We start from the raw sequence: 14,330 nt of genomic DNA, 5'->3' as shown, positions 1-14,330 counted from the left end.
GGCGGGAGCCTAGCCGGTACCCGGGTGGGCCGGAGTGCCGTCACCACGTGGCGGTGAGCAGCGCGATGCCGAAGGTCGCGGTGATCCAGCTCCAGAGCAGGGCGAACCCGACGTGACCCGCGGTACGGACCGGCGAGCCGCGCCAGATCGACGGGCTGAAGGCGGCGAACTGGCAGGCCCAGCGGGCACCCCAGAAGACGCATTCACCCGCGAGGATCGCGGTCGCGAGCCGCCCGCCGGCCAGCAGGTCGCCGGTGAGCAGCAGCGGCGGCAGGCCGCCCAGTACGCAGGCCAGGCCGATGAACCCGGTGTGCAGGTGCATGATCCGGCGGGTCAGCGCGGTCAGCGCGGTGAACTCGCGCAACCAACCCATCCCGTACGGCAGAGCCAGGTGCGCGAGGCCCAGCAGCACGAGGACCGCGCCGACGGCGCGCAGTGCGGGCACCATCACCGCTGGAACGCCCAACCGCGCACGAACGGCGTCATCGACAGCTCGCCGACCAACCGCAGGCGGGCCGGCCCGGCGGGCCGCAGCCAGGCACGGCGCGGGTGGAAGTGCCAGGCGCCCGGGCCGAACGCGGCGATCGTCGCCGCGTTGCGCGGGTGCTCGACCACGACCAGCCGGCCGCCCGGCCGCAGCACCCGGGCCGCCTCGGCGTAGAGGGCGGCGCGTTGGGCCGGCCGGCGCAGCTCGTGTGCGGCCAGCGCGGTGACGACGGCGTCCAGGCTGCCGGTGCCGAGCGGCAGGGCGTCGGGCCGGCAGGGCCAACCGGCGTGGCCCGGCGCTTGACCGCGGTGAGCTCGGCGGATCGAACCGGACACGGTGTCGCGGTAGCAGTCCAGCAGCACGCCGCGCGCGGCCGGGTGCTGCCGGCGCAGCGCCCCGCTCACCTCGTCCAGCCCGGTGGTGACCACGGCGTGCCGGTGCAGCCGCGCGGGCAGCAGCGGTCGTATCCAGCCCCACTCGTACAGCGCGGAACGGTCGTAGACCCACCAGCTGGCGGCCAGGCTCGCCGCGGTACCGGCGGCGGTGAGCGCGGCGCCGGTACGCAGTGCGCGGCGGACCGGCGTGGGCAGCCGGCCGGGGAGCGCGGTGCCGCCCGCGGCGAGCAGGGCGGCGGCGGCGTACTTCGGCCAGTTGAACGCGACGACCCGGCGCACCCCGGTGGTGCTCATCGCGGGCTCCCGTCCGGTGCGTACGCCCGCCCGCGGTGCCAGCCGTAGTCGAGGTCGGCGACGTGAAAGGCGTTGGCCAGCACCGGTCTGGTGCCGGCGAACGGTCCGCGAACCAGAAATCCCGGTCGCGGCACGGTCACCGCCACCGGTCGCGGTCGCCAGGCGGACCGGAACGCCTTCACCACGACGATCGAGCCGGTGCTCGGCTCGTGATCGAAGGTGTACGGCAGCGGGCCGGCGAACCGGCGGGCGTCGCCCATCGTGGCGAACGGTGACCCTTCCGGCAGGCCCGACTCGGCCGAGATGTCGGCCCGCAGCGCCAGCTCCGCGCGGCCATCCACGGTGCTCACGTCGATCCGGACACAGGTGTCGGTGCTGGTGTCGCGGATCCGGGCCTGGTGATAGTGGTACCGGGTGAGGGCGTTGGCGCCGAGCCGCAGCAGCCGGCGGTCGGTGTCGCTGCGCAGCACGTACAAGCCACGCATGGTGCGCCCGGTCGGGGTGCCGAACGCCGTCATGATCCGGTAGCCGACCAGCACCGCATCCAGGCCGATCCGGGACGGCAGGTACGCGGGCCGCAGCCGCCGGGTCGACACCACGCCGATGGCGACGAAGCCGAACCCGCTGTAGGTGTCGAGGCGCAGCCCGGCCGGCAGTAACGGCGCCAGCACGGCGGCCGGCAACGCGTAGCTGAGGACGACGGAATGGCCGAACCGGGTGGCCATCGGCACCGGATGTCGCCGCAGTCGCTCGATCATCGCACCGCCCCCACCGACACGGTGCCCCACAACGGGCAGCGGTCCCGATCGGTCCGGTCCTGCCAGCCGAGGTCGGCGTCGAGCGGCGCCGTGCTGCCGAAACCGCGCAGCACGATCGGTCCACCGGGGCGAAGCCCGTGCCGCAGCACGGTGACGAGCGTCCGTCGGAAGTGGACGGTCGTGCCGTCGGTGACGTTGGACAGCGTGACCGCGTCGTAGCGGCCGGGGTGGCCGGTACCGAGGTGCTCCACCACGTCGGCCAGCACGAACCGCACACTGCCCCGGGCCGGCGTCGGCCCGGCGTCGCTCCGGGCCGGCCGCGGGCCGGCGGGATCCGCCCGGCCCGGACGGGCCGAACCGCCTGGCGCTGCGGTACGGCGGCAGCCGGGTGCGCCGGGACCGACCGATCCGGCGCCGAGCACCAGCCGGCGCAGGAACGGATTCGTCGCGTTCGGGTGCCGGGACAACCCGTCCCGCAACCGATCCCGGAGCACCCTGTCGAACCGGTTCGGCACCGCCGCGGCCAGCTCGGGCCGCACCGCTAGGCCGGCGTACCGCAGCGGGCGCAGCAGCGTCCGCAGCGCGCCCCGGTCCAGCCGTTCGTCCCACCAGGCCATCTGGTCGGCGGGGTCGGTCAGGCGCAGGAACGGTGCCAGCCGGCCCGGCCGCCAGTCCGGTGCCACCGCACGCAGCGCCGCTCGCCCGGCGGCGAGCATCCGCTCGGCCTGACCCGGCCGGATCGGTGCACCGGCGAGCCGGCTCGCCGCGTACCGGAGCTGCACCGGATTGAGATCGAGGGCAGTCACCCGGTGCCCGGCCGCGGCCAGCGCCGCCGCGGTGTCGCCGGCCGACGCGATCGCGAGCACCCGGCTCCCGGGCGGGAACTCCGCCAGCTCCACCTGCGGATCCTCGTACATCTGGCCGAACACCAGCCGGGCACCCCGGCCCGGGGTGAGCCGCCCCGCCCGCCATCCGGTGCCGCCGGTCACGGTCGCCGCCCGGATCGCCCGGCGGACAACGCCACCAGCCAGCAGAGGGCGAGGAACGTCACGTTGCGGGCGAGCATCGCCGCCGGCTGGGTCAGGTACCGGTGGCCGAACGCCAGGCCGCCGGCGTTGAACGCGACCAGCGCGGTGGTCTGCGCGAGGGCGGCGAGCCGGGGCCGCACGCCGGTCAGTACCCACAGGCCGAGCCCGATCTCGGCGATGCCGATCGCCAGGACCGCATCGGACACCAGGCTGGCCGGCAGCCACGGCACCGATGCCACGATCGCCCGCTGGTCGGCGCTGCCGGCCAGGATCTTCTCCCAGCTGCCCTCGTACCACCAGACCAGCGTCACCGTCACCGCGGCCACCCGGTGCACCGTGCCGTGCCACCGCCCGCCGGTCGCGTCGAGCCGCGAACGGGTGCGGCTCATGCCGGCGCACCGGCGCGACGCAGCCGGGAGCGCAGCGCGCGCCGGGCGACCGGGCCGAGATCGTCGACCACCTCGGCGAGCACCGCGAGCCGCTCCAGCGCGGCGAACGCGTCGCCGGCGGCCGGCGCGTCGACTCCCTCGTACAGCTCCAGGCCGATGAACGCGGCGGCGACCGCGCGCGCGATGCCGGTGCTGTCGGCGATGCCGGCGAGCGGGCTGTCGGCGAGCAGCCGGGCCAGCACCGAGTCGAGTTCGGCCACCCAGCGGTCGAGCGCCTCGGCCACCGCCGGCCGCAGCGCCGGGTCGCCCTGCGCGCCGGCGAGCGCCTGGCCGAGCACCGCGACGTTGCCGAGCTGCCGTTCCTGCTCGTGCAGCGACCTGCCGACGGCGAGCAGTTCGGGCAGCGAGCCGACCGTGGCGAACCGTTCCCGGTAGGCGGCCACGCGCGCCTCGCTGCCGTACCGGCAGGCCGCCGCGAGCAGGTCGGTGACGGTGCCGAAATGGTAGAAGACCAGCGCCTGGTTGACCCCGGCCTCGGTGCCGATGACCCGCGCCGAGGCGGCGGCGACACCCCGATCGCGCAGCACCCGCAGCGCCGCGTCCATCAGCTTGGTACGGGTATCCGCCATCGCGCCGCCTCCGCTTCCGCCGGTGGTCGACAGGCACCGTAGCAGGATTTGAGCGATCGCTCAAACCGCGCGCGGATGGCGTGCGGGCGAGCCGCCGGGGCGGGTCGGACGCCGCCGTCGGGGCGGCGGGCCGGCCGGCCCGCCGGCGGCCGGCCCGGTACGGTCAGATGCGCAGGTTGCCGGCGGTCTGGACGCGCTCGCCGTCGGCCGGGAGGTCGCGCTCGACGCCGGACTCGACGTTGCCGGTGTGCAGCAGGTACGAGTCGCCGCCGAACGCCTTGCCCGCCAACGACAGCGTGCCGCCGGTGAACCGCGCGCCGGTCGCGTGGTACTGGTTGGTGCCCGACTTCAGCGCGAGGTGCGCGGTGCCGGCGTTCGCCGCGGTGCTGGAGTAGCTGCCGAGCTCCCACCGGACGGTCGCGGCACCGTCGCCGCGGGACAGCAACGCCTTGGCATGGTTGGTACCGGAGAGCACGGCGCCGCCGCCGATGCGCAGCAGCTGGCCCTTGGCCGCGGTGAGCTGCAGCCCGACGTCGGTCAGCGTACCGCCGTCGATGGTCACCGCCGCGGCGGCGAGCGTGACCGGCAGCGAGTCGTCCGCGCCGGTGAACACGCAGTCGGTGAAGTGCAGCTCGCCGGTGCCGTTGAACGCGTTTCCGTTGACGCCGCGGAACGTGCACCGGTCGAAGTACAGCGGGTTGGTGACGTTGGCCTGCACCACCTCGTTGCCCTGCTGACCCGGGTAGATGACCCCGGCGGTCGGCGTGGCCGGGATGTCGCAGCCGGAGATGATGTTCGCCCGGCCGGACCGGTTCGACGACTGGGAGACGATGAACGTGTCGCTGGCCTGGCAGCCGCGCAGCTGCACGCCGTCGGCGTTCACCCAGATCATCCCGGAGCCGTCCAGCCCCTTCTTGCCGATGACCCGGACGTCCTCCAGCGTCAGGTCGGTGACCTTCACCCGGGCCACGAACCAGGAACAGACGTGCCGGCGTACCGTGATCCGCTTGGCCGAGGAGCCCCACGGCGCGCCACTGTTGGCGAACGTCATCAGCCCGGAGCAGCCGGTGTAGACCAGGTCGTGCTCGTACTGCCCGTGCGTGACGAACGGCCCCTGGTCGTCCCCGTCACCGTGGCAGTTGGTCACGTAGCAGTACGCGGAGGCGGTCCAGTCGTTGAGGTGCCGGGCGTTGGAGGTGTGGCAGTCCTCGACGTGCCCGTACAGGCAGTAGATCTGCTGGGTCAGGTAGCCGGCGCCGCCGTAGTCCACGTCCGGCGGGTTGACCAGCGAGCACTGCGCGGTGTGGAAGAACGTGCACCAGCGCCGCATGATCACCGGCCAGAACGTCGCGGTACCGTGGATGCCGGAGACATCGCAGCGCACCGTGTACTCGTAGGCGAGCGGATGCGAGCCGGACAGCTCGTCGCCGCCCACCCCGACGAACACCATGTTGCGTACCGTCACGTTCACCACCGGCTCGACCCTGGTCCAGGTGAAGGTGCGGCCGGCGGCGAACGGCCAGCCGTTCTGGTAGTTCACCCGCACGTGCGTCTCGTCGACGATCTCGGTGACCTGCACGAGCTTCTGCAGCTCCCGCTCCCAGGTCGTGTTGAGCAGGTTGACCTGCAGCGCGTACCAGTCGCCGACGGTGAACTTCGCGGCGTCGGCGACCTGGAACACGTCGGACAGCTCCGCGATCGCCTCGGTGCTGGTGAACGTGATCGAGTCCTTCGCCACCGTGCCGCGGAAGTAGAGCACCGCGCCGAACGGGTTGTCGTGCGTGTTGGCCTCGATGCCCTTGCTGCCGACGGTGTGGCCGCCGAAGTCGAGCTCGATGTTGCTGCGCGCCAGGGTGTGCCGCCGGACGAAGTTGAGGTCGGTGTGCGCCTCGATCCGCCAGATGCTCGGGTCGCCGACCATCGCCTCCAGTGCCGCGTCCGCGTTGGTCTTCGGTCCGGTGATGCCGAAGCGCCGGAAGTCGAACACGCCGTCGTGCAGGGCGAGCCAGCGGCCCTTCTTCGCCTTGCCGCCGGAGGGATCCAGCACGGTCCCGCCGTCGTGCGCGCGGGCCGAGCCGGCGTCCCAACGGTACTCGCCGCCGCCACCGTCACCGGCGGTGTGGTAGCCGGCGACCAGCGCGACCGCACCGTCGTCGAGCTTCCCGGTGCTCAGGGCGAGCAGGTCGGCGATCCGGGTGAGGCCGTACACCGGGTCCTGGTGGGCGGGGGCGGCCTGCGCCGGGGAGGCGGCGGCGCCGGCGAGCAGCAGGCCGCCGGCCCCGGCGACGGTGGCCAGCAGCGCGCGGCGGCCGCGGGTGGGCGCGCCGGCAGATTCCGATTCCATGAGTTCTCCTGAAGAGTCAGGGAGGGTGACGGCGCTCGCGACGCCGCCGGGACGAGGGCTCAGACGCTCAGGTTGTTGCCGGTGTGCACCCGGTCGCCGGCCGGCGGGTACGCCGTCCGGTTCACGCCGGACTCGACGCAGCCGGTCTGCAGCAGGAAGGAGCCACGGCCGAACGCCTGCGGTGACAGCGACAGCGTCCCGCCGGTGAACCGGGCACCGACCGCGGTGTACCGGTTGGTGCCTGCGGCGAGCGCGACGTGCGCGGTGCCGTCGTCCGCGGAGCTGTCGTAGTCGGCCAGTTCCCAGCTGACGGTCTTGTCGCCGCTGCCCCGGGACAGCAACGCCTTCGCCGCGTTCGTACCGGCGAGGCGGGCGCCGCCGCCCAGATGCAGGCGCTGGTCGCGGGCGGCGGTCAGAACGAACCCGGTGTCGGTGTAGCGGCCGCCGGAGACGACCACGTCGGTGCCCGCGAACGAGATCGGCTTGCCGCCGGGTTTCCCGGTGACGGTGCAGTCGGTCAGGTACACCGGGCCGCTGCCGTGGCACTCGAAACCGCTGGCGTCGGTGAAGGTGCAGCGGTCGAAGTGCACCGGCACGTCGACCGGGGTCTGCACCAGCACGCCGGCGGACGCGACCTCGAACGTGCAGCCGCTGATCACGTTCGGCCGGGACGAGCGGGACGACACCTTCGCCACCGCGAACGTCTTCCCGGAGCAGCCGCGCATCTGCAGCCCGTCGGCGTTGACCAGGAACTTGCCGTCCGGGTCGAACGTGGCGCGCGGGACGACCTCGACGTCCTCCAACGTCAGGTCGCTGATCCTGGTACTGGCCACGAACCAGGACATCACGTGCCGGCGGATGGTGAACCGCTTCGCCGCGGTACCCCAGGCGGAGCCGCTGTTGGCGATGTCCATCAGCCCCGAGCAGCCGGTGAACACGATGTCGTGCTCGTACTGGCCGTGCGTGGTGAACGGGTTACCGCCAGCGTCGTCCCCGTCGCCGTGGCAGTTCGTCACGTAGCAGTACGCGGCGTTGACGAAGTCGGTGAGGTGCCGGGCGTTGCTGCTGTGGCAGTCCTCGACGTGCCCGTACAGGCAGTAGATGTTCTGCGTCAGGTAACCGGCGCCGCCGTAGAAGACGGTCGGCGGGTTGGCGATCGAACAGCGCTCGGTGCGGAAGAACGTGCCCCAGCGGCGCATCACCACCGGCCAGAAGGTGCCGACCGCGTGCACGTCGGCGACGTCGCAGCGCACCGCGTACTCGAACGCGAACGGGTGCGAGCCGTTCCACTCGTCCGGGTCCGGCTTCGGCCAGTCGGACTCCGCGTACGGGGTGCCGCCGGAGCCGACGAACCGCAGGTTGCCGATCCGTACGTCGGTGACCGGCTCGACCTTCGTCCAGCGAAACGTCCGCCCGGCCGCGAACGGCCAGCCGTTCTGGTAGTTCACCCGCACGTGCGTGCCGTCCACGATCTCGGTGACCTGCAGCAGCTTCTGCAGCTCCCGCTCGTACTTGCCGGACAGCGGGTTGACCTCGACCGCGTACCAGCTGCCCACGCCGAACTTCGCGGCGTCGGCGACCTGGAACACGTCGGACAGCTCGGCGATCGCCTCGGTCGTGGTGCACGAGATCGACGAGTCGGACGGCGTGCCGCGGAAGTAGAGCACCGCCTGGAACGGGCTGACGTCCGGGTCGTGGCTGGCCTGCTCGATGCCCTTCGTGGTCACCGTGTGCCCGCCGAAGTCGATCTCGATCCGGCTCCGGGAGAAGGTGTGCCGGCGGACGAAGTTCAGGTCGGTGTGCGCCTCGATCCGGGCGATCGCCGGGTCGGCGACCATCGCCGACAGCGCCGCGTCGGCGGGCGCCTGGGGGCCGGACACGCCGAACCGGCGGAAGTCGAACGTGCCGGCGTGCAGCGCCAGCCACCGGCCGCGCTTCGCCTTGCCGCGAGAGGGATCCAGCACGGTACCGCCGTTGCCGGCGCGGGTCGCCGCGGCATCCCACCGGTAGCCACCGCCACCGCCGTCGCCGGGGAGTGGTAGCCGGCCACGAGCGCCACCGCACCGTCGGCCGGGTGCTTCGCGGCGAGCAACTCGCCGACGGAGCCGAACCGGTACGCCGGCGGCGCCGGGTGCGGCGCTGCCTGCGCCGGGCTGCTGGCCGTGGCGGCGAGCAGCAGGCCGCCGGCGCCGGCGGCACCGGCCAGCAGCGCGCGTCTGCCGCGGCCGTGGGATTCGGGAGCTGGAGCTGCATCGTTCATCAGACGTCTCGCCCTTCGGAGGGGTCGGCAAGCGACCGATCCGTTCGGCAGGGCCGGGACAGTGCGCGACGAAGGCGGAGCGGGCCGAGGGGAGATCCGCGGTCGGGGCTGCGACGCGTGGATGTCGGCCAACCCCCGTGACGGCCTACCGCCGCGAGGTTGCGCCAGCTTAGGTCGGCCGGCCCCGGCCGTCAAGGCAGTCGCCCACCATCCGGCCGGCTGCCCGCGGCTGCCCGCGGCTGTCCGGTCGCCTGCTCGGCGACCCTGGCACTTTGGTCGCCTGCTCGGCGACGCTGGCACTCTGGTCGCCTGCCGGTGACTCTGGCTGTCAGCCGTCGTCGTCGCGGTGGCCGAGGTCGGTGGAGATGTGCCGGGCGGCGTCGCGCACCGCGTGGCCGAACTCCTGCAGCCGCCAGGCGGGGATGTCCAGCTTCATCCCGGTGACGCTGACCGCGCCGACGCACCGGCCCTCGTGGTCGTGCACGGCGCTGCCGATGCAGAAGATGCCCTCGGCGTCCTCCTCGTCGTCCACCGCGTAGCCGAGCTGCCGCACGTCGGCCAGGTGCGCGAGCAGCCGGTCCAGCTCGACGATCGTCTTGCCGGTCCGGCGGGGCATCCCGACCCGCCCGATCAGCTCGGCCACCTGCGCGTCGGTCATCTCGGCGAGCAGCGCCTTGCCCAGGCCGGTGCAGTGCGGCAGCTCGCGCACCCCCATCCGCAGGTCGAACTGGATGCGCTGACCGTTGCTGATCTGGTCGACGACGACCGCGTGGTCGCTCTCGCCGACGGCGAGCCGGGAGCTGAGCCCGGTGCGTTCGGTCAGCCCGGTCAGCACCGGCCGGGCCACGTCGCGCAGCGAGACCTGCGACTGCGCCCGCCAGCCGAGCCGGGCCAGGCTCATGCCCAGCCGGTACCGGCGGCTCATCCCGTCACCGTCGTCGGCGACCAGGCCGAACTGGCACAGCGTGTACAGCGTGCTGAAGGCGGCGCTCTTGGACAGCTGGCAGGCGGCGGCGAGTTCGGTGACGCTCATGCCGCGGCCGGGCTGGGCCGCCGCGAGCGTCTCCAGCACCTCGGCCGCCCGCGCCACGCTGTGCACCCAGTACCGGGATTCCTCGCCGGCCGGCCGCCTACTGTTCGCCATAGCCGAACAGCATACGGATTTTCTGCCCGATCGCCAACCGGACTCTTGACTCGCAGGTCACGGCGGTTCTAGGTTTGCCGCACAGCGTTCGGCATTACCGAACAGCGTGCGGTGGAACAGACGGAGCAGGATCACGCGAGCGCGGTCGGGCTGGACCGCGCCGCGGCGAGAACGAGGAGCACCGACGTGCAGGTCACCCAGGAGGCCCGGGCCGCCCGGGAAGCCCCGGCAACCCGGAAGTCCCAGGCAACCCGGAAGTCCCAGGTAGCCCAGGAAGGCCGGGCCACGCGGTGACGGCGGCACACCCCCACGACACCGAACTGGCCGACCGCGCCCGGCGCGTCATCCCGGGCGGGGTGAACTCCGGCCAGCGCAGCATTCCCGGCCTCGCCGACCTGGTGATCACCGCCGCCGACGGCGCCCGGTTCACCGACAGCACCGGCCGCGAGTACGTCGACTACCACGCGGCCTTCGGGCCGCCGCTGCTCGGCCACAACGACCCGGACGTGACCGCCGCGGTCGCCGCGGCCGGTCGCACCCTCGACCTGTGCGGCGTCGGCGTCACTCCCGGCGAGATCGACCTCGCCGAGCAGCTCTGCGAGCTGGTACCCAGCCTGGAACAGGTGCTGCTCACCTCCACCGGCAGCGAGGCGACGTTCCACGCGCTGCGGGTCGCACGCGCGGCCACCGGCCGCCGGCTGGTCGTCAAGTTCCAGGGCTGCTACCACGGCTGGCACGACTCGGTGAGCCTCAACGTGATCTCCGCGCCGGACCGGGTCGGCCGGCACGACCCGATCTCCACCGGCATCCTGCCCGAGGTGCTGGACGCCACGCTGGTGCTGCCGTTCAACGACATCGAGGCGGTCCGCGCCGCCTTCACCGAGCACGGCGCCGACATCGCCGCGGTCATCGTCGAACCGGTGCCGCACAACGTCGGCTGCCTGCTGCCCGACACCGGGTTCCTGCAGGCGCTGCGGGACGAGACCAGCCGGCACGGCAGCGTCCTGGTCTTCGACGAGGTGATCACCGGATTCCGGCACGCACTCGGCGGCTGGCAGCAGCTGTCCGGCATCACCCCCGACCTGACCACCCTCGGCAAGGCCATCGCCAACGGGTACCCGGTGGGCGCGCTCGGCGGCCGGGCCGACCTGATGCAGCTGTTCAGCACCACCCCCGGCGCCCCGGCGTTCTTCGCCGGTACCTACAACGGGCATCCGGCGGTCGTCGCGGCGGCGCTGGCCACGCTGCGCAAGCTGCGCACCGAACCGGTGCACGAGCACGTCTTCGCGCTCGGTGACCGGATCCGGGCCGGCCTCACCGACGTGTTCGCCGAGCTGAACCTGCCGGCCGTGGTCACCGGGTACGGCTCGGTGTTCGTCAGCTACCTGATGTCCGGCCCGGTTCCGCGCACCTACGCCGACCTGCTGCGCAACGATGTGGGCATGTTCATCGGCTACCGGCGGCGGCTCGCCGAGCACGGCGTGTTCGAGCTGCCGCTCAACCTCAAGCGCAGCCACGTCTCGTACGCGCACACCGCCGACGACGCCGACCGGCTCGTCGAGGCCACCCGCACCGCGGTGCGCGACACCCTGGCCGCCGGCGGCATCGACCAGCTCGCCGGTACCTCCACCATGGGTGGTGCCGATGCTCACCGTTGACACCGAGCGGCCGACCACTACGGCCGGCCGGATCAGCCGGGTCGAGACGCTGATGCTCGGCACCGCCTGGCGCGACTTCGGCTACGTCCGGATCCACACCGACGCCGGGCTGCACGGCGTCGGCGAGATCACCCACCCGTACCGGGGGAGCGAGACCTGCGCGCTGGCCGAGGCGATGGCGCACCGGCACCTGATCGGCGCCGACCCGTTCGACATCGAGGAGCTCTGGCTGCGGCTCTACCAGGGCGACTTCCTGCGCGGCGGCGACATCGGCGGGGTCGTGCTCAGCGGGGTCGACCAGGCGCTGCACGACATCATGGGCAAGGCGCTGGGCGTACCGGCCTACCGGCTGACCGGCGGCGCCTGCCGCGCGGCGGTCCCGGTGTACGCGAACGGCTGGTACACCGGCGAGCGCGAGCCCGGCGCGTTCGCCGCGAAGGCCGTCGAGACGGTGGCGAAGGGGTACGCGGCGCTCAAGTTCGACCCGTTCGGTGCCGGGCTGGGCGAGCTGTCCCGCGCCGAGCTGCGGCGTTCGGTCGAGATCGTCGCCGCGGTACGGGACGCGGTCGGCCCGGACGTGGAGCTGTTCGTCGAGGGGCACGCCCGGTTCGCGATGCCGACCGCGGCGCGACTGGTGGCCGAGCTGGCACCGTTCGACCTCGGCTGGTTCGAGGAACCGCTGCCGTGGACGCACATCGAGCGCTACGCCGAGCTGCGGGCCCGCGCCAGCATGCCGATCTCCGGCGGCGAGCACTTCCACAACCGGTACGAGTACAAGCAGCTGTTCGCCACCAACGCGGTGGACATCATCCAGCCGGACCTGTCGATGGCCGGTGGTTTCACCGAACTGCGCAAGCTGGCGGCGCTGGCCGACATGCACGCGATGCTGGTCGCGCCGCACAACTCGAACTCGCCGCTGTGCACCACGGCGTCGGTGCACGCCGCGCTCGGCATCACCAACCTGAAGATCCTGGAGACGTTCGACTCGCTGCTGGAGGACTACGTCTTCGACGCCGTCACCGGGACGCTGCCCATCGTGGACGGCCGGATCGGGCTGCCGGAGCGACCCGGACTGGGGGTCGAGCTGGTGGACGAGGTGTTCGCCGAACACCCGCCGACGCAACGGTTCTGGAACATGTTCGCCCCCGGCTGGGAGCGGCGGGAGCGCACGTGATCGTCGACGTGCACGCGCACCTGTTCGGCTGCGCGGACGACATCACCGACCCGTTCCGGTCCGAGGCCGCGCGGGCGCACGGCGGCGAGGTCGACCTCGCCGTCTGCTGGGCCGACTACGCGGCGAGCTGCCCGCCCGGTACCCGGACGATCGTGGTCGGCGGCAAGGCGCGGCGCAGCGGCCTGTGGGTCGACGACGCCGACGTCGCTCGCTACGTCGCGGCCCACCCGGAGGCGCTGATCGGCTACCTCGCGATCGACCCGACCCAGCCCGGCTGGGCCGACGAGCTGCGCCACGGGCACCAGCAACTCGGTCTGCGCGGCATCAAGCTGATGCCGATGTACGCCGGTTTCGACCCGGCGGACCCGGCATACGACGAGCTCTACACCTACGCCGAACGGCACGGGCTGCCGCTGCTGGTGCACACCGGTACCACCTTCGTCTCGGCCGCGCCGTTGAAGTACGCGCTGCCGGTGCACCTGGACGAGGTGGCGATCCGGCACCCGCAGCTGCGGATGGTGCTCGCGCACCTGGGCCACCCGTACGAGGGCGAGTGCATCGCGGTGATCCGCAAGCACCGGCACGTGTACGCCGACGTGTCCGCGCTGCACTACCGGCCGTTCCAGCTGTGGCACTCGCTGCGGCTGGTGCAGGACTACGGGGTCTGGGACAAGCTGCTGTTCGGCAGCGACTACCCGTTCACCACGGTGAACGACTCGATCGACGGGTTGCGCGCGGTCGGCGCGGTAGCCGGCATCCCCGGCCTGCCGCCACTGGACACCGACCAGATCGAGAAGCTGATCCACCGTCCCTCGCTGGACCTGCTGGGGCTGTCGTGACCGGCCGGCCCGAACCGCCTGACCGCTCCGGCCGGCCCGACGCGGCGGGCCGGTTCGACCTGACCGGCCGGCGGGCGGTCGTCACCGGCGCCGCGCAGGGGCTCGGTGAGACGCTGGCGCTGGGGCTGGCCGAGGCCGGTGCGGCGATCGTCGCGGTGGACCGGCCCGGCGCACCCGGCCTGGACGCGCTGACCGCCCGGATCGAAGCGGCCGGCGGCAGCTGCCGCCCGGTCGGGTACGACCTGGCCGACACCGAGGGGCTGGCCGGCCTCGCCGACACCATCCGGGCGCAGGCCGGACCGGTCGACGTCCTCGTCAACAACGCCGGTACCGCCCGGCTGGAACACTTCAACCAGATCACCGTGGCCGGCTGGCGCGAGCTGATGCGCATCAACGTCGACGCGGTCTTCTTCCTGTCCCAGCGGATCGCCGAGCACATGATCGCGGACCGCATCGCCGGCCGGATCATCACCATCTCGTCCAAGAACGGGCTGATGGCCGAGGCGGGCCTGGCGCACTACAACGCGTCCAAGGGCGCGGTCGAGCTGCTCACCCAGTCGCTCGCGGCCGAACTCGGCCCGCACTCGATCACCGCGAACACGATCGCGCCGGGGATGCTCGCCACGCCCATCGCGGACGACTTCCCGCTGGACCGGGAGGCGTTCGACGCCGCCTGGCGGGACCGGATCCCGCTCGCCGGCGGGCCCGGCTCGCCCGCGGACTGCGTCGGCGCGATGCTGCTGCTCGCCTCCGACGCCGGCCGCTACATCACCGGTACCCACCTGGTCGTGGATGGCGGGGTGCTCGCCGACCAGCTGCCGCGGTTGCGTTTCATGCCCCCGTACCGCAACACGATCCGGCCCTGACGACCGGCCGGCGCCGCCCCGGGGCCCGCCGGAACGGGATCTCGTCAGCCGTCCCGTAGCTGCAG

Annotated in this window: 13 protein-coding genes; 4 read left to right on the top strand and 9 right to left on the bottom strand. The window is 72.9% G+C overall.

What is annotated here, in order from left to right:
* Positions 1-40: 40 nt before the first annotated feature.
* The 9 genes from Athai_RS19365 to Athai_RS19325 all read right to left on the bottom strand — a co-directional run bounded on the left by Athai_RS19365 (position 41) and on the right by Athai_RS19325 (position 9,728).
* Positions 41-451 carry a hypothetical protein gene (locus Athai_RS19365; RefSeq protein ID WP_203962799.1) on the bottom strand — a complete coding sequence of 137 codons (411 nt, stop codon included), beginning with the start codon at positions 449-451 and terminating at the stop codon, positions 41-43.
* A complete protein-coding gene (locus tag Athai_RS19360; protein ID WP_203962798.1) occupies positions 448-1,176 on the bottom strand; it encodes a class I SAM-dependent methyltransferase in 729 nt (242 codons plus the stop codon). The genes Athai_RS19365 and Athai_RS19360 overlap by 4 nt, the downstream gene beginning before the upstream one ends.
* Positions 1,173-1,934 carry a DUF2071 domain-containing protein gene (locus tag Athai_RS19355; RefSeq protein ID WP_203962797.1) on the bottom strand — a complete coding sequence of 254 codons (762 nt, stop codon included), beginning with the start codon at positions 1,932-1,934 and terminating at the stop codon, positions 1,173-1,175. Before Athai_RS19355 ends, Athai_RS19360 begins: the two co-directional genes overlap by 4 nt.
* Positions 1,931-2,923: a DUF3419 family protein gene (locus tag Athai_RS19350; protein ID WP_203962796.1), complete on the bottom strand. Its 993-nt coding sequence runs from the start codon at positions 2,921-2,923 to the stop codon at positions 1,931-1,933. Before Athai_RS19350 ends, Athai_RS19355 begins: the two co-directional genes overlap by 4 nt.
* Positions 2,920-3,351, bottom strand: coding sequence for a DoxX-like family protein (locus Athai_RS19345; protein ID WP_203962795.1), 432 nt, complete (start codon positions 3,349-3,351; stop codon positions 2,920-2,922). The genes Athai_RS19350 and Athai_RS19345 overlap by 4 nt, the downstream gene beginning before the upstream one ends.
* Positions 3,348-3,980, bottom strand: coding sequence for a TetR/AcrR family transcriptional regulator (locus Athai_RS19340; RefSeq protein WP_203962794.1), 633 nt, complete (start codon positions 3,978-3,980; stop codon positions 3,348-3,350). Before Athai_RS19340 ends, Athai_RS19345 begins: the two co-directional genes overlap by 4 nt.
* 163 nt (positions 3,981-4,143) lie before the next feature.
* Complete coding sequence (locus Athai_RS19335; RefSeq protein WP_203962793.1) at positions 4,144-6,324, bottom strand: hypothetical protein; 2,181 nt, start codon at positions 6,322-6,324, stop codon at positions 4,144-4,146.
* A gap of 59 nt (positions 6,325-6,383) precedes the next feature.
* Positions 6,384-8,288, bottom strand: coding sequence for a hypothetical protein (locus tag Athai_RS19330; protein ID WP_203962792.1), 1,905 nt, complete (start codon positions 8,286-8,288; stop codon positions 6,384-6,386).
* A gap of 624 nt (positions 8,289-8,912) precedes the next feature.
* Positions 8,913-9,728, bottom strand: coding sequence for an IclR family transcriptional regulator (locus Athai_RS19325; protein ID WP_203962791.1), 816 nt, complete (start codon positions 9,726-9,728; stop codon positions 8,913-8,915).
* Between the two features lie 290 nt (positions 9,729-10,018).
* Here Athai_RS19325 and Athai_RS19320 point away from each other — a divergent pair, with 290 nt between their 5' ends.
* Genes Athai_RS19320 through Athai_RS19305 form a run of 4 tightly spaced genes read left to right on the top strand, consistent with a single transcriptional unit; the run spans position 10,019 to position 14,265 of the window.
* Positions 10,019-11,386: an aspartate aminotransferase family protein gene (locus tag Athai_RS19320; protein WP_203962790.1), complete on the top strand. Its 1,368-nt coding sequence runs from the start codon at positions 10,019-10,021 to the stop codon at positions 11,384-11,386.
* The gene (locus tag Athai_RS19315) at positions 11,373-12,560 is read left to right on the top strand and encodes a mandelate racemase/muconate lactonizing enzyme family protein (protein WP_203962789.1); all 1,188 of its coding nucleotides are present in this window, start codon (positions 11,373-11,375) and stop codon (positions 12,558-12,560) included. Before Athai_RS19320 ends, Athai_RS19315 begins: the two co-directional genes overlap by 14 nt.
* Complete coding sequence (locus tag Athai_RS19310) at positions 12,557-13,399, top strand: amidohydrolase family protein (protein ID WP_203962788.1); 843 nt, start codon at positions 12,557-12,559, stop codon at positions 13,397-13,399. Before Athai_RS19315 ends, Athai_RS19310 begins: the two co-directional genes overlap by 4 nt.
* Positions 13,396-14,265 carry an SDR family NAD(P)-dependent oxidoreductase gene (locus tag Athai_RS19305; RefSeq protein ID WP_203962787.1) on the top strand — a complete coding sequence of 290 codons (870 nt, stop codon included), beginning with the start codon at positions 13,396-13,398 and terminating at the stop codon, positions 14,263-14,265. The genes Athai_RS19310 and Athai_RS19305 overlap by 4 nt, the downstream gene beginning before the upstream one ends.
* Positions 14,266-14,330 lie beyond the last annotated feature (65 nt).

Origin of the sequence: Actinocatenispora thailandica, assembly GCF_016865425.1 — a bacterium.
Lineage (GTDB): Bacteria > Actinomycetota > Actinomycetes > Mycobacteriales > Micromonosporaceae > Actinocatenispora > Actinocatenispora thailandica.
The sequence above is the reverse complement of the archived record's forward strand: the minus strand, read 5'-3'. Positions and strand labels throughout refer to the sequence as shown.